Below are 21,307 nucleotides of genomic sequence, written 5' to 3'. Positions count from 1 at the left end.
GGCTGCTGATCACCGCCGACGCGGGCGGCTCCAACGGCTACCGGGTGCGGGCCTGGAAGAAGGAACTCGCGACCTTCGCCATGGACACCGGACTACAAGTGACTATCTGTCACTTTCCTCCGGGCACGTCGAAGTGGAACAAGATAGAGCACCGGCTGTTCTCCCAGATCAGCATCAACTGGCGCGGACGGCCACTGACCAGTCACGAAGTCGTGGTCTCCACCATCGGTGCCACCCGGACCCGCACCGGAATGACCGTCCACGCCGAACTCGACCCCGGCGCCTACCCCACCGGCGTCACCGTCCCCGACAGCATCATGGACCGCCTGCCCCTCACACCGCACGACTGGCACGGTACCTGGAACTACACCCTCCGACCCGAGCCCCTGGCACCCGAACCACCCGCCCGGCCAGTGGAGTTCGGCAGGTTCCCGGCCGGTGACAAGGCCCCGTCCTGGCTACGGCATCCCAGCCTCACCGGACTCGAAACTCCCGCCTTCAACAGCCTGGTCACCCGCTACCGCGACTACTGCACCGCCCACCCGCCGATCCTGCTGCCCGGCAAACGTCCCGACGGCGGCCCCGGCGCCGGCAGCCGGCTCCTCTCCGCCGCCGACCGCGTCCTCATCGCCATCCTGGCCAAACGCTGGAAGACACCCCGTACCGTACTGGCCACCTTCTGCGGCGTGGGCGCCAACCTCATCTCCTGGACAGCCAGGGAGCCAGGAGCCGACCTCGAAGCCCTTGGCCACACCACCCAGGACGGCGCGATGAAAGCGATCACCGCTGCCGAACTCGCAGCCATCGCCGGACACCAGCCACTACCCGATCAAACCAAGTAGTTATTAATCGACAGCCCCTTGGCCACCTGTGCGGCGAGGGTCGCCCTCCTAAGAGAGCGTGGGAGGCAGATGATCGAGCAGGCGAGTTCAAGCAGGCTTTGGTGTAGGTCGGCCCGCAGCTCGTAGCGGATCCTCATTGCGAATCGATCGGCAAAAATGACTATGAACGAGGGTTGACATGGATCAAGCCAAGCTTCCTGTGGATGATGTACCGCTGCGGCTGGGCCACGAAGGAGGGCCAGGAGACCGTGCTGGCCGTCGAGATCAGCCGCGAAGGCTTCGACTGGGCGCTGGGCAACGCCGAACTCTCCCACTACGTCAGGGGAGTCCACCCGGACCGCGCGAGCTGGCAGCGCAGTCTGCGCCGGTCCCCGGCCCGCGTCCAGTGGGACCCCGAACGCGACCTCCACCTCAATCCGCTCCCGCACCGCTCCCTGCAACTCGGTCTCACGGGCGAGGCGGCGCGGCGGTACGCCGATGAGTGGACGGTTTCGATCCGTGACGTCACACCGCTGGCCCGGCAGGTCCACGAACTGGTCCGCGCCGGGAGGACCGACGCGGCAACGGCGCTTCTGCCGTGCGAGTCGCCGTATCCGACGGGCACTGTGCCCGTGCCGATGCGGGTCGGGCCGGAGGGCCGGCCGTGACATGCTCAGGCCGCCGTCAGTGACCGGGTCGATCTGCGGATCTCCGTCATGAAGTCCACCACCTGCGGGTCCCTGCGACAGGGGGCCGGGCGGGGGCGAGTCGGGCCGGGCGGGTGTACCGCGTACGGAGTACAGCGGGGGAGGGGCGTACGCCGGAAGGAGGCCGGACACTTCCCCCTCGCGGCAGCCTGCGCGCGAGGGCCGTGCGCTTAGGGTCGACACATGCAGACCCCTGACTCCCGATGGCGCCGGTGGACCCGTAAGCGCGGCCGGCGGGCGGCGGCCGTGGCTGCGCTCGTCGTGCTCGCGGGTGCCGGTACCTGGACCGCGGTGGCCGACGGCCGTGCGACCGCCGTGCACCGCGAGGACCGGACGATGCGGATCGACGGGGTGTCCCTCGACACCTCGTACTTCACGTCCGGCGGTTCGGAGCGACGGCCCGCCGTGCTGATCGGGCACGGCTTCGGCGGTTCCAAGGACGATGTGCGGGCGCAGGCGGAGGAGCTGGCCGGTGCCGGGTACGCCGTCATGACCTGGTCGGCCCGCGGATTCGGGAAGTCCGGCGGGGAGATCTCGCTCAACGCGCCCGAGCGCGAGGTCAAGGACGTGTCCGGGCTGATCGACTGGCTGGCCCGGCGGCCCGAGGTGCAGCTGGACGCGAAGGGCGACCCGCGGGTCGGCGTCACGGGCGCCTCGTACGGTGGCGCGGTCTCGCTCCTCGCCGCCGGGTACGACCGGCGCGTCGATGCCATCGCGCCGGTGATCACGTACTGGAACCTCGCCGACGCACTCTTCCCCGACGGGGTCTTCAAGAAGCTCTGGGCCGGGATCTTCGTCACCTCGGGCGGCGGTTGCGAGAAGTTCGAGAAGCAGCTCTGTGCCATGTACGAACGGGTCGCCGTCTCCGGGAAGCCGGACGCCGCCGCGCGTGCGCTGCTCAGCGAGCGGTCGCCGAGCGCCGTCGGCGACCGCATCAAGGTGCCCGCGCTCATCGTGCAGGGGCAGACCGACTCCCTCTTCCCGCTCGGCCAGGCCGATGCCATGGCGCGGACCATCAGCGGGAACGGCGCACCCGTCGCCGTCGACTGGATCGCGGGCGGGCACGACGGCGGGGACATGGAGAGCGGGCGGGTCGAGAACCGGATCGGGGCCTGGTTCGACCGCTATCTGAAGGAGGACAAGGGCGCCGACACCGGACCCGCCTTCCGCGTCACCCGTACCGGAGGCATCGACTCCACGGACGGGGCGGCGCTCCAGCGCGGGGCGAGCAGCGACACGTATCCCGGGCTGTCCAGCGGCGACCGGGAGATCGCGCTGACCGCGACGAGCGACGGGCCGGGCATCGTGGGCGCAGGCGCAGGCGCAGGTACGCCGGCGAGTGGCGGGCGGAGCGGCGGATCCGCGGACCGTCGGACACAGACCTTCCGCAACCCCGCCGGTGCCAACCCGCCCGCCATCTCCGCCGTCCCGGGCGTCGGCGGCGGCATCGCCCAGCTCTCGTCCCTCGGCGTCGGTCTGTCGATCGACTTCCCCGGCCAGTACGCCCGCTTCGACTCCGCACCGCTCGATACGTCGATGCGCATCACCGGATCGCCCACCGTCCGCGTGAAGGTGACGGCCGGGCAGGGCGACGCGGTCCTGTTCGGCAAGGTGTACGACGTCTCGCCGGACGGGAAGCAGCAGGTGCTGCCCGCCCAGCTCGTCGCCCCCCACCGGATCACGCCGGAGCAGCAGAACAAGACCGTCGAGCTGACCCTGCCCGCCGTCGACCACGCACTCGACGCCGGACACCGGCTCCGGCTCGTCCTCTCCGCCACCGACCTCGGCTACGCCTCACCGGCCGAGCCGACCACGTACAGCGTCTCCCTCGACGGCCCGCTGACCGTCCCCACCGCCCCCGCGGTGAAGACGGCATCGGCCGCCCTGCCGTGGTGGACCTGGGGACTCCCGGCCGCGGCCGCCGTCATCGCTCTCGCACTGCTGCTCACCGCACGGCGGCGTACCGCGACCCCCGCCCCCGACCCGTTGCTCGCCGAGGTCCCCCTCCAGATCACCGGACTGTCGAAGAAGTACACCAAGTCCGCCGACCTTCCCCAAGCTCTCAACTTCGTTCGAGCAGGGGAGACCCCATTCGCCGTGCAGGACCTCTCCTTCCGCGTGGAGAAGGGCCAGGTCCTCGGACTCCTCGGGCCCAACGGCGCGGGCAAGACCACCACGCTCCGCATGCTGATGGGGCTCATCACGCCCGACGGCGGCGAGATCCGCGTCTTCGGGAATGCCATCCGGCCGGGCGCGCCCGTACTGTCCCGGGTCGGCTCGTTCGTCGAGGGCGCCGGATTCCTGCCGCACCTGTCCGGGCGCGCCAACCTGGAGCTGTACTGGCAGGCCACCGGACGCCCCGCCGGGGACTCGCACATCGAGGAGGCCCTGGAGATCGCCGGGCTCGGTGACGCGCTGGCCCGCGCCGTGCGTACGTACTCCCAGGGCATGCGACAGCGGCTCGCGATCGCCCAGGCCATGCTCGGCATGCCGGACCTCCTCATCCTCGACGAGCCGACCAACGGGCTCGACCCGCCCCAGATCCGCGAGATGCGGGACGTGATGATCCGTTACGCGGCCGGGGGCCGGACCGTCATCGTCTCCAGCCATCTCCTCTCCGAGGTCGAGCAGTCCTGCACCCACCTGGTGGTCATGGACCGGGGCCGGCTCGTCCAGGCCGGACCGGTCGCCGAGATCACCGGCTCGGGTGACATGCTGCTCGTCGCCACCGCCGAGGAGATCGCCGAACCGATGGTGGAGAAGATCGCCGCACTCTCCGGGATCGGCTCGGCCGTCCGTACGAATGACGGGCTGGGCCTGCTCGTCCGGCTCGACGGCGCGAACTCCTCCCGGCTGATCGCCGAACTGGTCCGGCTGGACGTGCCGTTGACGGGGGTCGGGCCGCACCGTCGCCTGGAGGACGCGTTCCTCACTCTGATCTCCGGAGGCTCCGCATGAGTGCCGCAGTCGATGTCACCCACGCCGCCGGGGCGCCCGGCTATCTGGCCCGGCGCACCCTGCCGCTGCGTGTCGAGGCGGTTCGGCAGTTGCGCAGGCGGCGCACTCTGCTGATGGGCGGGGTGCTGGCGGCGCTGCCGTTCATCCTGATCACCGCCTTCGCGATCGGCGGCACCCCGAGCTCCCGGGGCGGCGGCGACCGGATCACCCTGATGGACACCGCGACCGCGTCCGCCGCGAACTTCGCCGCGACCTGCCTGTTCGTCTCGGCCGGGTTCCTGCTCGTGGTGCCGGTGGCACTGTTCTGCGGGGACACCGTCGCCTCGGAGGCCGGCTGGTCCTCGCTGCGCTACCTGCTTGCCGCGCCCGTGCCACGGGCCAGGCTGCTGTGGAGCAAACTCGTCGTGGCACTCGGCTTCAGCCTGGCCGCGATGGTGCTGCTGCCGCTCGTCGCGCTGGCCGCGGGAGCAGCGGCATACGGCTGGGGGCCGCTCGAACTCCCCACCGGTGGTGCGCTCGCGACCGGCGACACCGTGCCGCGGCTCGCCCTCGTCGTCGCCTTCATCTTCGTCTCCCAACTGGTCACCGCCGGGCTGGCGTTCTGGCTGTCGACGAAGACCGACGCCCCGCTGGGCGCGGTCGGTGGCGCGGTCGGGCTGACCATCGTCGGCAATGTGCTGGACGCCGTCACCGCGCTCGGCTCCTGGCGCGACTTCCTGCCCGCGCACTGGCAGTTCGCCTGGGCGGACGCGCTCCAGCCGGACCTGGAGTGGGGTGGCATGGCGAAGGGGGCGGCGATCTCGGTGACGTACGCCCTGATCCTTTTCGCTTTCGCGTTCCGCGGGTTCAGTCGTAAGGACATCGTGTCCTGACGTTGATGTTCCGCGGCGTCTCGCGCCGTTTCCGCCTGCCGTTGCCGCATCGAGACTGTTCCGCAACGTCTTCGTCTGCTCCCTGACGCCGCCCCGAACGTCACATTCACAAGTGCTGACGCGATGGTTGGGGGTACGGGATGGAAAACCGGACGCATGGCCGGATGTATCGAAGGACGCTCGGACTGGCGCTGACGGGCGGGATGCTGGGCGTGGCGCTGCTCACCGGCTGCGGGGCGGGGGGAAGCGGGTACAACTCTTCCGCCAAACGTGCCGACGGTCCGCAGGGGACGAGCGGGGGCGGCCAGGTCGTCCCCGCGCCCGCGCCCGGCGCCGAGGACGACGGTGCGCAGAAGGCGGAGGACAGGCCGGAGAAGCCCGTGGCGCCGGACTATCTCTCCACGTTCGCACTGGACGTGGACACCGCCAGTTACGGGTACGCGCGCCGCAAGCTCGGCGACGGCGCGCTGCCAGGGGCGGAGACCGTACGGCCCGAGGAGTTCGTCAACAGCTTCCGCCAGGGCTACCGGCAGCCGGCCGGCAACGGATTCTCGGTGACGGTCGACGGGGCACGTACGGGCGAAGGCTCCGGGGTCGGTGGCTGGTCGCTCGTACGGGTCGGTCTGGCCACCCGTGTCGCGGACGAAGACGGCGAACGCCCGCCCGCCGCGTTGACCTTCGTCGTCGACATCTCCGGCTCGATGGCCGGGACCGGCCGCCTCGACCTGGTGAAGAAGTCCCTCTCGATCCTCACCGACGAACTCCGCGACGACGACTCCGTCTCCCTGGTCACCTTCAGCGACAAGGCGAAGACCCTGGTGCCGATGACCCGGCTGCGGGACCACCGCGGAAAGATCCGCGACGCCGTCGGCCACATGGAACCCACCGACTCCACCAACGTGGAAGCGGGTGTCCGGCGCGGTTACGAAGAGGCGGTCGCCGGTCACCGCGCGGGCGCGAACAACCGGGTCGTCCTGCTCTCCGACGCCCTCGCCAACACCGGCGAGACCGATGCCGACGCCATCCTCGAACGGATCGACGACGCCCGCCGCGAGTACGGCATCACCCTCTTCGGTGTCGGCGTCGGCAGCGACTACGGGGACGCGCTGATGGAACGCCTCACCGACAAGGGCGACGGCCACACCACCTACATCGGCGACGAGACCCAGGCCCGCAAGGTCTTCGTCGACCAGCTTCCCGCCCACATCGAACTGCGGGCCCGCGACGCCAAGGCGCAGGTCGCCTTCGACCCGAAGAACGTCAAGCAGTTCAAGCTCATCGGGTACGAGAACCGCAAGGTCGCCGACGACGACTTCCGCGACGACAGCGTGGACGGCGGCGAGGTCGGCCCCGGGCACACGGTGACGGCGCTCTATGCCGTACGGCTCCGGGACGGCGCCGCCGGACATGTGGCGACCGCGACGGTGCGCTGGCTGGACCCGAAGACACGGGCGCCGCACGAGCAGTCGGGCACGGTCGAGACCGGCGCGATCGACGGCAGCCTGTGGGGCGCCGACGGCAACAAGCGGCTCCAGGTGGCCGCGGTGGCGGCGTACTTCGCGGAGGAACTGCGCGGCGGCACACTGCCGGGTCAGCCGGGGCTCGGTGAACTCTCCACCCGGGCGTCGGCGTTGGCGACCGGCACGGAGGACAGCTCGGTACGGAAGCTGGCGACGGCGATCGCGCAGGCCGACCGGCTCCGGGGCGACGACAGGGGCCCCGGCGGCGGGGGCGAGCAGGAGGGCGAGATGGGCTGACCCGGCCGGGGCACCGGATTCCGTCAAGGAAGTCTCAGAGTTGGCTCAGGTTCGGGCAAGGGAACCGTTCATACGGTCGATCTTCGAACTCCTCATGGGAAAATTTGCTGCTTCCGAGTCGCCTGTTTGACGCAGCGTCCAGCCGGCTCCGTCTTGTTCCCTGCTGTCCCGTACTCATCGTTGAGGTCTCTGTGTCGAATTGCCGCATGTCGAAGAAGCGGCGCCGGATCGGAATGGCGCCGGCCGGGGTGGGCGTGCCGGCCGGTGCGGCGTTCGGACGGGGACGGGGGCGGGCCGGCAGCGGCGCCTTGGTGAAATGGTGCCGCGCGGCCCGCCCCGCCGCGCCATGATGTGCGCCATGGCCTCTCTTCTGCTCGCGCTCGCCGCCGTCACCACCGGTCTCTACGCCGGCTTCCTGGTGTGCTTCACGGCCGGGATCATGCCCGGCCTGAAGCCGTTGCCGGACGACCAGTTCACCGCCGCGATGCGCCGCTTCAACGAGAAGGTGCCGGGGCCGGTGTTCCTCGTCCTCTTCCTCGGGGTGATCGCCTTCCCGGTCGCCGCGCTCGTCGTCCCTGTCGACGGCCGGACCTCCGCCGAGCGGGGACTCGTCGCAGGCGCGCTGGTCTGCGCGGCGCTCAGCCACCTTGTCACCGTGAGTGGCAACATCCCGCTCAACTCGGCGCTCGCGGCGGCCGAGGGCGGCGACGACAGTGCGGCCCGCCAGGCATTCGAGTCCCGCTGGACCGCCCTCCACCGGATCCGCACCGTGCTCTCGGCCGCGGCATTCGCGCTGCTGGTCGCTGCCGCGGTGTAGCCCTTACGGCCTCCCCCGCGACAGGGAGCGGGCTCCCGACGCCCTGCGGCTCCGCTTGCGGCGTTGTCGTCGGTCACCGACGCTCCGCGTCGACTCCCTCCTCCGTCGCCGGGGTGGCGGAGAAGCCGCCGGCCGACGGGACGTACCGCAGGGTGCTGGCGGTGCTGGCGTTCCTCCGCGCGTAACTCCCCGCCCCGTGGCCGTTCATGCGTCACCGATGTGAGTGTTGCGGCGTCAACTGCCCTGTGCAGTAGTCGATGTGCCTCCATGGTGCAGGGCGTGCGGCTCCCGTACACATCCGTGACAGTCCACTGCCGGATGCTGTGCCCGTCCCGAGCGAAGACCGCCGGGACAGTCGCGTTCCCTCACGGAGGAGCTCCCCCATGCGCCGACGCATCACCGTCCCTCTGGCCACTGCGGCCCTCGCCCTGTCCGCCGCACTTCTCCCCGCCGCCGACGCCGCCGCCGCGCCCGCCGACAAGCCCCAGGTCCTCAGCAGCTGGACGCAGACGAGCGCAAGCAGCTACAACGCGTTCTTCGCGGCCAGAGGCAACCGGAGCGCATGGAGTGCGTACGGATTCGACTGGTCGACCGACTACTGCTCCAGCTCGCCGGACAACCCCTTCGGCTTCCCCTTCGCCAACTCCTGTGTCCGCCACGACTTCGGCTACCGGAACTACAAAGCGGCCGGCACCTTCAGCGCCAACAAGGCCCGTATCGACAGCGCCTTTTACGCCGACCTGAAGAGGGTCTGCGCGGCATATTCGGGCGCCAAGAAGGTCTCCTGCGACGCGACGGCCTGGACCTACTACCAGGCGGTCGACAAGCTCGGCTACACGGCGGTGGTGGACGCCGCGTAGCGAGTCCCGCGGCAGCCGCCTGCACATTCGCTCGTTCGCACCCGTACGTACACTTAAGAGGGCAATGTCACTCATTCCGGGTGCCCTGTGTCCTGCGCGGGTTCGCGGAAGGGAGCGAGCGAGCGATGGCTGAGCGGCTCCTGATGGACAAAGCCGGTGCGGCACGGCTTCGGATGATCATCGAAGCAGGGGTTGGGCTGGGAGGAGTCGATCTGCTCGGTTTCGCCCTGGACCATGCGGTGACGGAAGCTGACGGACTGGGCGGAATGGTCCATGTGAGGGGCCCCGGGGGGCGGCGGCTGCTGCTGATGGCGACCAGCGGGATCGTCCGCACCGTGGCCCAGGACTGGGAAGAGATCGCGGTGGACGGCGACACCGCGCCGGCGCGCGCGGTGGCCGGTGGCGCCTCGGTATGGATGTCCGCTCCGGGCGGGCAGAGCCTCCCCCATGTCTCCGTGGCCGAGCGCAGCACAGGAGGTGGCACAGAACGCACCGGAGAGGGCGGTACGGACGGCGGCGCACGGCACGGCGGCCGGGGCCCCGACAGCCCCCTCGGCCATCACCCCCACGCCGCCGCCCCCTGGTCGCCGCCGTCCGCGCTGCCCGCAGGCAGCGGGCTGCTGGCCGTTCCGCTCCTCACGCCGGACGGGGTCGTGGGCGCGCTGTCCGTGCTCACCGTCGGTGAGGGGCAGCCCACGCCGCAGCAGCGGTCCGCCGTCGAGACGCTCGCCGCCTGGGCCGCCCTGCGGCTGCGGGAGCCCTCGATGGACCGGGGCAGGACCGACCCCGGGCGGCTGGGGGAGGAGCCACCCGTCACCAGGCTCCGACAGGCGCTGGAAGCGATCAAGGTCGGTTCCTGGGAATGGGACCTGGCCACCGGGGAGCAGCTGTGGGACGAGACGACGCTCGCCATCTTCGGTATGGCCGGGCAGTCCACGAACCAGCGCTTCGACACCTGGAGTGGGCTGGTCCACCCCGATGACCTGCCGTGGCTCCTGGTCGAGACCGAGCAGGCGATCCGTAACCACGGGGTGACCGTTGTGGAGTACCGGATCCGCTGCCCGGACGGGACCACGCGCTGGGTCAGCTCGCGGGGCAGGGTCCTGCAGGGGGAGGACGGCCGGCCCGGCCGCATGGTCGGCACCATGTGGGACACCACCGAGAGCCGGATCGCCCGGTACTCGGTCAGCCGCGCGCTGCGGCACATGAGCGACGCGTTCTTCGCGGTCGACAGCGGGTGGCGGATCACCTTCCTCAACATGGAGGCGGAGCGGCTCCTCGGCGCCTCGCAGGAGCTGCTCGGCCAGAACCTGTGGGACGTCTTCGCCGAGATCGGCATCGACGCCGTGGGACTCGGCCTGCATGCGTCGTACCGGCGGGCCGTCGACCGCGGCACCCCGGTCGGCTTCGCGGTGCGGTGGCCCACCAACCGGCGTCAGTACCAGATGCGGCTGGTCCCGGTACCGGACGGCCTGACGGTGTACGCCACCGATGTCACCGAGACGCGGTCGCGTGAGGCGGAGTCCTTCGCCGCGGAACGCGTCACGGCCGACCGCAACGCCCGCATCACCGCACTGGCCGGCGCCCTCGCCGAGGCCCTCACGGTGCAGGACGTCGTGAACGCCGCCGCCGAGCGGATCATGGCGCCGTTCGGCGCCTCCGGTCTCGTCGTCCATCTCGTCGAAGGGGACACGCTGCGCATCGCCGGGCAGGTCGGATACCCGGAGGCGTTCTTCCGCGACATCGACGGAATGCAGGTCGGCGACTTCTCCCCGCTCGACGAGGTGTACCGCACGAGAACGGCCGCCTTCATCGACTCGGTGGAGGAGTACGTCGAGCGCTACCCCCGGATGAACGACCGCCCGGCCGAGTCCCGGAAGGCATCCTGGGCGTTCCTGCCACTGATCGCCTCCGGCCGCCCCGTCGGCTGCTGCGTCGTCTCCTTCACCGGGCCGCGGCGTCTCGGCGGAGAGGAAAGGGCTCTGCTCATCACACTCAGCGGGCTGATGGCGCAGGCCATCGAACGCGCCCGGCTGTTCGACGCCGAGCACATGAGGGCCCAGGAGCTCCAGCGGGGCCTGCTGCCGAGCGAGCTTCCGACGCTGTGCGCGGTCAGTACCGCCGCCCGCTATGTGCCTGCCAACGAGGGCATCGAGGTCGGTGGCGACTGGTACGACGTGATTCCGCTGTCCGGCGCCCGGGTGGCGCTGGTCATCGGCGATGTGATGGGACACGGCCTGTCCGAGGCGGCCACCATGGGGCGGCTGCGGACGGCCGTGCACACGCTCGCCGATCTGGAGTTCCCGCCTTCCGAACTCCTCACCCGCCTCAACCAGGTGGTGAACGACCTCGGCGACGACTTCTACGCCACCTGCCTGTACGCGGTGTACGACCCCGTCACCTGCACGTGCAAGTTCGGCTCCGCCGGGCACCCGCCGCCGGCCGTCGTGTACCCGGACGGCAACACCGAGTTCATCGCCCACCGGCCGGATCCGCCGCTGGGCACCGCACGCCCGCCGTTCGAGACCACTGAGGTCGTTCTCCCCCAGGGCAGCTTGCTGGTGCTCTACACGGACGGACTGATCGAATCCGTCACCCGCGACATCGACCGGGGCATGCTCCACCTGGCCAAGGCGCTCTCGAGTGCGGCGGCCGCCGCACGGGAGGACGATGCCGCGGGCAGCTCGCTCGGGCTGGAGCGGCTGTGCGACGACGTCCTGGCCGAGCTGCTGCCGGGCACCCAGCTCATGGACGACGCCGCACTGCTCGTCGCCCGTACCTTTGCGGTACCGGCCGACTCCATTGCCAGCTGGACACTTTCCGACGGTCCGATCGCCGCGAGCGAGGCACGTCACCATGTCCGGGACCAGCTGGAGGGCTGGGAGCTCGACGACCTCGCCATGACCGCCGAGCTCCTGGTCAGCGAGCTGGTCGGGAACGCCGTCCGGTACGGCAAAAGCCCCATCGCCCTCCGCCTGCTCCGCGCCGAGGGGCTGATCTGCGAGGTCTCCGACGGCAGCCTGTCCACACCCCGCATCCGTAATGCGGCGGAGACCGACGAGGGCGGCCGCGGTCTGCAACTGGTCGCCGCCCTCGCCCACCGCTGGGGTGCTCGCTACACCGCCACCGGCAAGTGCATCTGGACCGAACAGCCGGTGACCTGACCGCCGTGCGGCGGGTCTGCACGAACGGGCGGACGGCGCGGTCGGATCAACGGCGCCGGTCGGCGAACTCGTCCGGGACGGCCGATTCCTCTCCCGCTTCCGCCGACGGCCAGTAGAGGGAGGCCAGTTCACCCGCCAGGTGCGCCAGCCGTTTGCGGGCCTCCGGCGGGCCGAGCACCTCGACCCGCGATCCGAGACCGGCCAACTGCGCCGCAAGGACGTCCATGGACGGCCCGTCGGCCTCGATCTCCACCCATCCGTCGGCGAGTTCACGGCCGATCCGCAGCCGCGCGCCCATCAGCCCCTGCAGGATCGGCAGGGCACCCCGCTCGGCACGGGCCCGCACGGTCGCCGCCAGCATGCGCTCCTCGACCTGAGCCGCAAGGGACCGCCAGACCTTGGCGAGATCGAATCCCTCCGGCCGGTCGACAGGATCGCGTGTCGCAGTGACGGAGGTGACCCGGCTGACCTTGAACGTACGCAGACCGTGTTCGGTGCCGGCGACCATGTACTGGGCACCGGCCTTGGACACGAGGCCGAGCGGATGCACCGTCCGCTCCCTGACGGGCTTGCCCGTGGACGCGTAACCGATCCGGACCTGCACGCCGTCCATCACGGCGTGCTGGAGAGCGTCGAGATGGTCCGTCGTCGCCTCGACGGCGGTGCGGGACCAGTCCATGCCGTCGATGATGAGAGTCCTCGACGCGGCCTCGGCGTCCGGCCGCAGGGGCGACGGCAGGGCCCGCACCAGCTTGCGCAGAGCCATCCGCAACTCCGGCGTCGCCGATGACGAAGGACCTGCCACCAGGAACAGCGCTCGGACCTCGCCGACGTTCAGCCCGGTCAGATCCGTGCGTGCGCCGCCGACGAGTGACCATCCACCCCCACGCCCGCGCTGGGAGTAGACGGGAATACCGGCCGTCGCGAGCGCTTCCAGGTCCCGTCTCGCCGTGCGCTCGGACACCTCCAGTTCCGCGGCCACCTCCTTCACCGTCACACGTTCGCGCGCCTGCAGGAACAGCAGCGTCGCCACCAGGCGGTCAGCTCTCACGTCCGACCATTGTTCTCCTGAACTGGCCGGAGGATGGCCTCTTTGAACTCCAGACTGGTGTCATGACTGAAAGCACCGGCACCGCCAACGCTTCCGCAGGCCCCTTCGGGAACGACCCCCGTCCAGCTCTGACGAAGGCCATCGCCCTGGCCGGACGCACGCTCGCCGCCGTCCGCGCCGACCAGTACGACGGGGCAACCCCCTGTTCCGAGTACGACGTGCGCACCCTGGCCGGCCACCTCGTCTCCGTCCTGCGCCGGGTGGCCGTGGTCGGAGCCGGCGGTGACTTCTTCGGTGTCCCGAACGTCGCGGAGGATGTGGCCGACGGCGAGTGGGCCGCCGCATGGGAGGAAGCCGCCCGTGAGGTCGACGCCGTCTGGTCCGACGACGAGGTTCTGGCGCGGGAGTTCAAGCTGCCCTGGGGCGTACAGCCCGGTTCCGCGGTGGGCGTTTCGTACATCAAGGAATTCACCCTGCATACCTGGGACCTGGCCACCGCCACCGGCCAGCACCCTGAGTGGGACGAGGCGCTGCTGACCGCTCTGGTCGGCATCATGCGTCACGTGGTCCCGGCCCAGCCGCGCGGCAACCCGGTGCCGTTCGGCCCGGTCGTGGAGGTTGCCGAGGATGCTCCGGACATCGACAAGCTCGTCGGGTGGTACGGCCGCAAGCTCTGAGCGTCAGAACCCTGGAGGCCGCCGGCGGGTGCCGGCGGCCTCTGCGTGTCATGGGGCGGGGCGGGCGTTCTGCGAGGTTCGTCAAGTCCATTACCGGTACTTCAGGCCGTGATCCGGTGGAGTACCGGCACATGCGCGACGGCGCCGGGAACGAATTCCCGGCGCCGTCGCGCACGTGCCGATCAGGTGTCAGTAGAGACCCATCGCCCGGTCGACCGCGATTTCGATCACCACCAGACCCGGCGGGGACGGGGGCGCGGACCAGTACCGTTTCGCATAGTGCCGAGCACCTTCGGACACCCGTTGCGGGTCGTCGGACACTGTGGCGGTGCCCTCAAGGGTGATCCAGCGCGGACCCGCCGCCTGGCAGACCGCGACGCGGCTGCCCGGGCCGGCCAGCAGGTTCCTGGCCTTCTGCCGTGAGGCGGCCGTCATGACCCGAGCCAGCCCGGCGTCGGCGTCCCAGGTGAAGCGCACCGGCGCCACGTGGGGGGAGCCGTCGGGCCGGATGGTGGTCAGCGTGCACACGTGGTTCTCGGCCAGGAAGGCCTCGGCCGATTCCGGCAGGGGCAGCGACATGTTGTTTCTCCGCCCTTCAGGCCCCGGGGATGCCGTCGTGTTCCGACGTCCTCATCATCGGCAGCAGCAGCGCGATGACGATGGCGCCCACGGCGAACCAGGCCCCGACGACGAACGCGTGGTGGAAGACGCTCGTACGGGCCTCCCGTACGAGGTCGGGGTCACCGTGGGCCCACTTCTCCAGGCTGCGGGTGGCGCTGAACGCGATGGTGGCGGCGACGGCGACGCCGAGGGCGCCGCCGGCCTCCTGGCTCGTGCTGATGAGCCCCGCGGCCAGACCGGACTCGCTCTTCTCGACCCCGGTGAACGCGGCGATCTGCAGCGGCACGAAGGAGATGCCGAGGCCCAGGCCGACGACGAGGAAGGCCGGCAGTACGTGGGACACGTAGGTGCTGTCCGAGGGCAGTTGCCACAGCATGAGCATGCCGACGAAGGTGAGGGCGAGACCGGTGAGGAGCACCGGCTTTGCAGCGATCTTGGTGATCAGCTTCGATGCGACGCCCGCGCCGACCGCCGTGATCAGGGCGAGCGGCGCATAGGCCAAACCTGCCCTGACCGGCGAGTAGTCCAGGACCATCTGCATGAAGAGGCTGGCGAAGAAGAACAGCGTCACCAGGGTGCCGAACAGCAGGATGGCGACGATGTTGGCCATGGTCAGGACGCGGCGCCGGAAGATGCCGAGCGGGATCAGCGGCGACTGCGCCCGCCGCTCGACCACGATGAAGGCCATCAGCAGGACGGCCGCGACGGCCAGGCTGCCGAGGGTGCGGGCGGACGACCAGCCGACTTCGATGGTCTGGCCCAGGGTGTAGATCGTGAGTACCAGGGTGGCGGTGAGGAGTGTTTGCGGACGTGCGGTATGGAAATTCGCCCGCCCGGAGTCCAGAGACGGGGACCTATTCCCTTTCGCGCCGGTCCTCGGGTACATCCGGTTCGCCGACCGTTGCCAGCAGCTGTTCAGCTCGGGTCTCGGTGATCTCCAGCGTGGCGAGCACGGCCGGCAGTGCGATGCTCGGCAGTACATAGCGCAGCAGCATCGAGATCCGTTGCTCCACGTCCGTTCGTTCGCAGAGGACTTGTGATATCTCCTGGATGCCGGAGAAGGCACCGGCCAGGAGCTGGGCGGCCTCCGCGGGATTGACGTGGGACAGGACCTCGCCCTGCTGCTTCGCCTCGATCAGCAGGGTTTCGAGCCGGGCAATCCAGGAGTGGAACGGCAGGCCGCGGTCCAGTTCACCGCCCCCCTGCTGCATCGCCAGCCCGACGCTCGCGCGCACCAGCGGCTCGTGACGGAGCCGATGGGCCAGTACCAGGCCCTGGTCGACCAGCTCCTGGAGCTTCGTCAACTGCGTCGGCAGCGAACCGACTTCCAGCTGCGCCTCCATCACTCCGAGGGCCAGCTCCTCCTTCGAGGCGAAGTGGAAGTAAAGGGCCCCTTTGGTCACGCCGGCCCGTGCGAGGATCTCGCTGATGGTGGCGCTTCCGTAGCCGCGCTCGTCGAAGACAGTGGCGGCAGCCAGCAGGATCGACTCCCGGGTCTGGATCGCTCGAGCTTGTTGGGCCATCAGCTGTGCGTTCCTGCCTCTCGTGGCGATGCGATCTCGCATACGACAGCGGGACTGTGGAAGAACCGGGGCTATCGGTATCTTACCGTGGGGAGCGAGGCACTCCCCATGGATGAGCTGGGGGTATTTCCATGGTTCACATCGATGTGCCCGACACTGTCACCCTCACCGAGACCGAACCATCCGGTCTCCGCGGGCCGGCGATCCCGCCGCAGAGAGGCTGGAGAACTGATGTTTCGCATGAACTCGTTCACCGGTCCGACCCCAGGGACATCTTTCCCACCGCCTGGTGCAGGCTGAGCGATACGGAGTTCTCCGTATCGGCCCAATGGCCGCGACCGCACCACTTCTTCGCCGCCGCATCGGGCCACCATCAGGATCCCCTGCTGATAGCCGAGACCATGCGGCAGGCGACGATGATGCTGGCCCACGCGGAGTTGGGAGTTCCGGTCGACGACCAGTTCGTGATGTGGGACCTGGCGTACGACACCGTCGTTCCGGGTTTTGCCCTGGAGGTCGCGTCCGGAAAGGTCCTGATCGATGTGACCTGCTCGGATGTGCGGAAGCGGGGCAAGAGCATCGCCGGCATGCGGGTCGACCTGCGTTTCTGTCGCGGCGGCACCGTACTGGCGACCAGCTCGGGACGGATCAGCTGCACATCGGCGCGGGCCTACCGCCGCCTCCGCCAGGACAGTCTGGACATGATGGGCCGTCCCGTACCGCTGTCGCCCGGTGCGGATCCGTACGAGGTGGGCCGGACGGCGGAGTCGGACGTCGTACTGACGCCGACGCCTCAGCCGAGCCGCTGGCGGTTGCGGCTGGACACCACCCACCCGACCCTGTTCAGGCGCCCGAACGACCATGTTCCGGGCATCGTGCTGCTGGAGGCGGCCCGCCAGGCAGCCGTCGCTGTCGCTCCGGGGCACGCATTTCTCCCGACGTCGGTGGAGATCGCTTTCCACACATACGCCGAACTCGACAGCCCGTGCTGGGTGGAGGCCGAGTTGATGCCCTCCGGCGACAGTTCCCGCACCGTGGTGCGGGTACGCGGACAACAGGACGGCGAGCCGGTATTCACCAGCGAACTCACTCACGCACATGGGGACGACCGGTTGTGACCATGCACATTCTCATCACCGGGGCGAGCGGCTTCGTCGGCAGACATGTGGTGGCGGCTGCGGATGCCATCCCCGGCGTCCGGCTGCGTCTGATGGAACACCGCTCGCCCGTGGACGTCCCTGCGTCCGGCGCAGGCTCCGGCATCGAAACCGTGCACGGGGACCTCGCCGCAATCGCGTCGTTGCGCGGCGTCTGCGACGGGGTCGACGCGGTGATTCACTGCGCCTCGCAGATCAATGGGGACGAACGAACGGTCCGGTCCGTGAACGACCTCGGGACCCGGGCACTGGTGGAGGAGGCGGAGCGCGCAGGCGTCGCCCGCATCGTCTATCTGAGCACGGCAGCCGTGTACGGACGCGGGCCGTTCACGGACCTGGCCCCCGGCCGTGCACCGCTCGCCCCGGTCTCGCTCACCAGCGTCACGCGTGCCGCCGCGGAGAGCCATGTCCTGACTGCCGGCGGGACCGTGCTGCGCCCCCACCTCGTTCACGGCGAGGGGGACTGCTGGGTGATCCCCGGTCTGGTCGCGCTGGTCCGGGAACTGTCGTCCGGTCTGGCCGGGTGCGCCGCCCGGCACTCCATGATCGATGTGCGGGTGCTGGGCCGGGCTCTGCTGGCCGCGGCGCTCTCGCCCCGGGAGACCGCTGGTGTCCACCACGTCAACCACCCTGATCCGGTGGCCTGTTCCGATCTCGTCACGGCGGTCTCCGCCGCGCTCGGACTGGAGTGGGCTGCCGCGGACATCGCTCTGGACGAGGCCCGGGCACGGCTCGCCGCGTCACCGCGTCTTCTGCATTCCCTCCAATTGCTCACCGTGGACCACTGGTTCACCGATGACCGGGTCTGGGAGCTCCTCGACTGTGATCCCGGTGACGGCTTCAAGGCCGACTTCCCGCTCCATGCCGACTGGTACAGAAGCGTCCTGATGCCCGGCGGGCAGGGATGACCGGGCCGGACGGTGCGCCGACAGCAGCCCACCGGCGAGCGACCGGGCTGTCTCGGAGCCGAGTCCGTGGGTGGAGCCGCCCGATGCGGGCAGTACGTCACAGCCGGGACGGCGTTCGGGTCCCCGTCGGGCCGCACCATGTAGGCTCCGCCGCCGATGGTGTGCGGCGCGTCCGACGGCGTCGTTCCCGGGGCGCCTTGAGGAAGCTACCGTCCTGAGTACAGTGACCATCCAGAGGAAAGTGACGTCCCTGGAGGCATCATGCCCAACAGCCCGGTCCCCCGGACTCCCGCTCCCGGAAGGGCAGTTCCGTCCGCCACGACGGTCGCGCCGACTCAGGCGTGCCCCATCGGACCGGTGGTCGACATCGTCTTCAGCCGCTGGACCACCCCGATCCTCTGGGCCCTGCACACGTTCGGGCGGCAGCGTTTCGTGGAGCTCGAACGCCGTATCGGCACCATCACCTCCAAGGTGCTGACGCAGCGGCTGCGGCAGATGGAGCGGGACGGTCTCGTGCTGCGCACCTACTACCCGGAGGTGCCGCCGCGGGTCGAGTACGAGATCAGCGACCTCGGCCGGAGCCTCTCGCCGCTGTTCGCCGTGCTTGCCGACTGGTCCCAGGCCAACCTGGAGCGGGTCGAAGAGGCCCGCCGCGCGTACGACGCACCCGATGCGACCGGTCCGGTCACGGGCCGTCGCCCCTGAGCGTCCGTGTGGCGCAGGCGAACTCCGTACTGACGGTCCATTGACATCACCGTCATCGACAGGCTGACGTACCCCGGCCGTCGCGACAACCTGCCTGTGGCGCACGACCGGCTCACCTTCGCCCAGGGCGACATCTGTGCGATCCGGCGGTGCTGCCGGGCCGCGACGCGATCGTGCACTGCGCGGCCGGATCACCGGTGGACCGCTCCCTGGAGGCCGCGGCGGACTTTGCCCGTACCCATGTCACCGGCACCCGGACGCTGCTGGAGGCCGCGCTGCGCACCGGCATCCGCCGCCTTGCGCAGGTCTCCACCGACGAGGTGTACGGATCCATCGAGCACGGCGCGTGGACCGGCTGCTGCGACCGAATTCCCCGTACGCCGGGTCGACCGCCCGGGACAAGGGCATCGTCTCCATGAAGGTGCGCCGCGCGGTGGCCGGTGAGCCCGTGACGATGCGGTACGACGGAACGGTCCGCCGGGACCTCCTCCACGTCGACGACGTCGCCCGCGCCCACTCGGCCACCCTCGACCGCATGGACGAGCCCGCCGGACGCCACCGGCCGCGGCGCCGTGTGCACCACGATCTACGAACGGGTCGCCGAACAGACCCGGAAAGCCGGACAGCGCCGGACGCTCCCCACCGTGACCTGGGGTCGGTCCGGCGCTTACGCGTTCGCTACAGGGGCCTCGCTACCGTGCCATGACCAGCAAAAAGGCCCTCCCGGAGGGAGGGCCTGACGTCGTACGGGTAAAGCGCCCCCGGCAGGACTCGAACCTGCGGCCAAGCGCTTAGAAGAGGCTCGTGCGCTTGCTTGTGATCACGGCCTTGACCTGCTGCTTAGGCGACACCCAACAGGTACGGCTTGGCGATGTCACCGGGTATTCACCGGAAGCGAGAGTTCCGGCTAGGTGCCGCGGCTGGTGGTCGACCTCCTCGTCCCGAAGCAACTCCGCTGTGCGCACGACCTTGGGCTTGTGTGCCTCTCACCTGCTGCGACGGTCCGCAGGTGTGCGCGCTTGTCCGCTGCTGTACGTCGGCGTTGTCACGCAGTTAGAACTCACCCCCGTCGCGAGGGCAAGCCGTCAGCGCGACGTCTTGCAGGAGACTGCTTTGGCAACGAGATTGCGCTGCGCGTCGACGTAGGCGATGACGTCGCGCTCCGCGTCGGCCGACGGTGTAGGCGTCGGCGCCGAACACCCAGAAGAAGAAATAGACGACGACGGCTTCGGCCGCGGACTCGACGTCGGCTCAATCCCGTCATTGATCGACTCCGTGAATGACCAGCTGGCGACAACCAACACGAGCCAACCGCCAATCAGCCAACCTTTCGTGCGCCTGCTCATCACGCCCCCTGCCTGAAGTCCCCACAGCAAGCGACCAGTCTGCCAGCCGGACGACAGCACCTTGCTACCCCCGCTTTAGGAGCGAGGTGGGGCGAGAGTGGGTGTGACCTGCGGATTTTCCGGCCTGATTAGATCCCGGCGGAAGTACCCCTCTGAACCTCAGTTCCCCGTGAGTCCCCGCCCGTTCTGGCACGAGAGTGGCACGGCCCGGGGACCGTGCCACGGCCCCTCGATGCGAACTACCGGCACGGCGGTTGCTGAGGGCTGTAGGGCTGTCCGCAAGGGGTTTAGGGACCAACAGCGGTTGCTGATAGTCGCTGTGGTTGCGGTACTTCTCTGCTGTACTGCTGGCCGAGGGGACGGACCGATGTGGGGTGGTGGAACCGTGAGTGCAGGCAGCCGCGGAGTGCTGGGAGTCGTGGGCACGGCAGCCGATGGAGTCGAGCAACTACGCACCGGCCTGGTCGAGCCAGCGATCGCCCTGGGCTGGCAGGTAACCGTAACCCTGACCCCGAATGCCGGCCGATGGCTCGGGGCGAACGGCGAGCTCGAACGCCTGGAGGCTGTGACTGGCCTGCCAGTCCGGGATGCACCTCGCCTGCCGACTGAGCCTCGTCCACACCCGGTTGCCGACTGCTACGTCGTCGCCCCGGCCAGCGCGAACTACGTCGCCAAGCTCGCGACGGGCATCGCTGACACCCAAGCGCTAACTCAAGTCGGCGAAGCGCTGGGCACCGTCGAAGTCCCCGTGGCGCTGTTCCCCCGGATCAATGCAGCTCACGCCCGCCATCCCGCGTGGGAAGGACATGTCGAAGCGCTCCGCAAAGCAGGAGTGGAGCTAATTTACGGGTCCGGCATCTGGACGTTGGACGAACCGCGTCGAGGCCCGGCAAATCGGCAGCTCCCCTGGACCGCGATCTTGGCGTCCGTAGAGCGCGCGGCGCGTCGAGGCGCAGGCCTGGGCGACGGCGTCATGCCCCTCAGCTAGCAGGCTACAGCGCGGCACACGCGAGGAAGCCAGGCACTGGCGCGGCCGACTCACGTCTCGCCGACTCGCGGTGCTCGTCGAGCACATGCCGCGCGACAGTGCGCTCGCGCGGGAACTGCACGGCGAGGCGGCCGACTGGATGGTGACGGACCAGCTCCTCGCGCAGGTGGTGGACCAACTGGCCAAAGTGAACAGGATGTTCGCCACCGTCAATCGCGACGAGGAAGCCGAGCCCCTGGACTTCCCTCAGCCCGTCCCCCGGCCAGGCGGACAGGTTGAGGATGACACGGCACCGGGCGAACCTCAGGACGGCCCACCTCACCCGGAATTACCGTCTCCCCAGGAACTGGACCGGCTCTTCGGGGCCCGCTGACA

At 69.8% G+C, this 21,307-nt stretch carries 20 protein-coding genes and 1 pseudogene; 16 read left to right on the top strand and 5 right to left on the bottom strand.

The window, feature by feature from the left end; translation table 11 throughout:
- The 8 genes and pseudogenes from ACWD6R_RS30235 to ACWD6R_RS30200 all read left to right on the top strand — a co-directional run.
- Positions 1-842: ISAzo13-like element transposase-related protein (locus tag ACWD6R_RS30235; RefSeq protein WP_451821601.1), on the top strand; the 842-nt coding region annotated here is incomplete at its 5' end.
- A 173-nt stretch (positions 843-1,015) separates the two neighbouring features.
- Positions 1,016-1,489: pseudogene (locus ACWD6R_RS30230) on the top strand (DUF4291 domain-containing protein); the annotation flags it as partial.
- Positions 1,490-1,711: 222 nt separating this feature from the next.
- Positions 1,712-4,486 carry an alpha/beta fold hydrolase gene (locus tag ACWD6R_RS30225; RefSeq protein ID WP_451821600.1) on the top strand — a complete coding sequence of 925 codons (2,775 nt, stop codon included), beginning with the start codon at positions 1,712-1,714 and terminating at the stop codon, positions 4,484-4,486.
- Positions 4,483-5,358 carry an ABC transporter permease gene (locus ACWD6R_RS30220; protein ID WP_451821599.1) on the top strand — a complete coding sequence of 292 codons (876 nt, stop codon included), beginning with the start codon at positions 4,483-4,485 and terminating at the stop codon, positions 5,356-5,358. The genes ACWD6R_RS30225 and ACWD6R_RS30220 overlap by 4 nt, the downstream gene beginning before the upstream one ends.
- 164 nt (positions 5,359-5,522) lie before the next feature.
- Complete coding sequence (locus ACWD6R_RS30215) at positions 5,523-7,115, top strand: YfbK domain-containing protein (protein WP_451821598.1); 1,593 nt, start codon at positions 5,523-5,525, stop codon at positions 7,113-7,115.
- Between the two features lie 358 nt (positions 7,116-7,473).
- Positions 7,474-7,932: an anthrone oxygenase family protein gene (locus ACWD6R_RS30210; RefSeq protein WP_451821597.1), complete on the top strand. Its 459-nt coding sequence runs from the start codon at positions 7,474-7,476 to the stop codon at positions 7,930-7,932.
- 383 nt (positions 7,933-8,315) lie between these two features.
- The gene (locus tag ACWD6R_RS30205) at positions 8,316-8,792 is read left to right on the top strand and encodes a phospholipase (protein ID WP_451821596.1); all 477 of its coding nucleotides are present in this window, start codon (positions 8,316-8,318) and stop codon (positions 8,790-8,792) included.
- Positions 8,793-8,917: 125 nt separating this feature from the next.
- The gene (locus ACWD6R_RS30200) at positions 8,918-11,956 is read left to right on the top strand and encodes a SpoIIE family protein phosphatase (protein WP_451821595.1); all 3,039 of its coding nucleotides are present in this window, start codon (positions 8,918-8,920) and stop codon (positions 11,954-11,956) included.
- Positions 11,957-12,002: 46 nt separating this feature from the next.
- Here the strand turns inward: ACWD6R_RS30200 and ACWD6R_RS30195 are convergent, their stop codons facing one another.
- On the bottom strand, positions 12,003-13,007 hold the full coding sequence (locus ACWD6R_RS30195; protein ID WP_451821594.1) for a helix-turn-helix transcriptional regulator: 1,005 nt from the start codon (positions 13,005-13,007) through the stop codon (positions 12,003-12,005).
- Positions 13,008-13,069: 62 nt separating this feature from the next.
- On the opposite strand from ACWD6R_RS30195, the gene ACWD6R_RS30190 reads away from it, so the two are divergent.
- Positions 13,070-13,684 carry a TIGR03086 family metal-binding protein gene (locus ACWD6R_RS30190; protein ID WP_451821593.1) on the top strand — a complete coding sequence of 205 codons (615 nt, stop codon included), beginning with the start codon at positions 13,070-13,072 and terminating at the stop codon, positions 13,682-13,684.
- A 189-nt stretch (positions 13,685-13,873) separates the two neighbouring features.
- Here the strand turns inward: ACWD6R_RS30190 and ACWD6R_RS30185 are convergent, their stop codons facing one another.
- From ACWD6R_RS30185 to ACWD6R_RS30175, 3 genes are read right to left on the bottom strand one after another with little or no spacing between them, the layout of a single operon-like run.
- Positions 13,874-14,263 (bottom strand): pyridoxamine 5'-phosphate oxidase family protein, encoded by a 390-nt coding sequence (locus ACWD6R_RS30185; protein ID WP_451821592.1) that lies wholly within the window; start codon positions 14,261-14,263, stop codon positions 13,874-13,876.
- Positions 14,264-14,279: 16 nt separating this feature from the next.
- A complete protein-coding gene (locus ACWD6R_RS30180; protein WP_451821591.1) occupies positions 14,280-15,191 on the bottom strand; it encodes an MFS transporter in 912 nt (303 codons plus the stop codon).
- Positions 15,160-15,828 carry a ScbR family autoregulator-binding transcription factor gene (locus tag ACWD6R_RS30175; protein WP_451821590.1) on the bottom strand — a complete coding sequence of 223 codons (669 nt, stop codon included), beginning with the start codon at positions 15,826-15,828 and terminating at the stop codon, positions 15,160-15,162. Before ACWD6R_RS30175 ends, ACWD6R_RS30180 begins: the two co-directional genes overlap by 32 nt.
- Positions 15,829-15,959: 131 nt before the next feature.
- On the opposite strand from ACWD6R_RS30175, the gene ACWD6R_RS30170 reads away from it, so the two are divergent.
- From ACWD6R_RS30170 to ACWD6R_RS30150, 5 genes are all read left to right on the top strand, one after another.
- Positions 15,960-16,946: a ScbA/BarX family gamma-butyrolactone biosynthesis protein gene (locus tag ACWD6R_RS30170; RefSeq protein ID WP_451821589.1), complete on the top strand. Its 987-nt coding sequence runs from the start codon at positions 15,960-15,962 to the stop codon at positions 16,944-16,946.
- A 2-nt stretch (positions 16,947-16,948) separates the two neighbouring features.
- Positions 16,949-17,893: an NAD-dependent epimerase/dehydratase family protein gene (locus ACWD6R_RS30165; RefSeq protein ID WP_451821603.1), complete on the top strand. Its 945-nt coding sequence runs from the start codon at positions 16,949-16,951 to the stop codon at positions 17,891-17,893.
- A 261-nt stretch (positions 17,894-18,154) separates the two neighbouring features.
- A complete protein-coding gene (locus ACWD6R_RS30160; RefSeq protein ID WP_451821588.1) occupies positions 18,155-18,598 on the top strand; it encodes a winged helix-turn-helix transcriptional regulator in 444 nt (147 codons plus the stop codon).
- Positions 18,599-18,747: 149 nt separating this feature from the next.
- The gene (locus ACWD6R_RS30155) at positions 18,748-19,017 is read left to right on the top strand and encodes an NAD-dependent epimerase/dehydratase family protein (protein ID WP_451821587.1); all 270 of its coding nucleotides are present in this window, start codon (positions 18,748-18,750) and stop codon (positions 19,015-19,017) included.
- Positions 19,014-19,304: an NAD-dependent epimerase/dehydratase family protein gene (locus ACWD6R_RS30150; RefSeq protein WP_451821586.1), complete on the top strand. Its 291-nt coding sequence runs from the start codon at positions 19,014-19,016 to the stop codon at positions 19,302-19,304. Before ACWD6R_RS30155 ends, ACWD6R_RS30150 begins: the two co-directional genes overlap by 4 nt.
- A gap of 379 nt (positions 19,305-19,683) precedes the next feature.
- Here ACWD6R_RS30150 and ACWD6R_RS30145 read toward each other — a convergent pair whose 3' ends face one another.
- Positions 19,684-19,944, bottom strand: a complete 261-nt coding sequence (locus ACWD6R_RS30145; RefSeq protein WP_451821585.1) for a hypothetical protein — start codon at positions 19,942-19,944, stop codon at positions 19,684-19,686.
- A 418-nt stretch (positions 19,945-20,362) separates the two neighbouring features.
- On the opposite strand from ACWD6R_RS30145, the gene ACWD6R_RS30140 reads away from it, so the two are divergent.
- Together ACWD6R_RS30140 and ACWD6R_RS30135 are read left to right on the top strand one after the other, a co-directional pair.
- A complete protein-coding gene (locus ACWD6R_RS30140; RefSeq protein WP_451821584.1) occupies positions 20,363-20,932 on the top strand; it encodes a flavoprotein in 570 nt (189 codons plus the stop codon).
- Positions 20,933-21,017: 85 nt separating this feature from the next.
- Entirely contained in the window at positions 21,018-21,305 is a 288-nt protein-coding gene (locus ACWD6R_RS30135) for a hypothetical protein (protein ID WP_451821602.1), read from the top strand.
- Positions 21,306-21,307: the final 2 nt, after the last annotated feature.

This window comes from Streptomyces sp. NPDC005151, from assembly GCF_053599875.1.
This window is presented reverse-complemented; position numbering and strand designations above follow the sequence as displayed.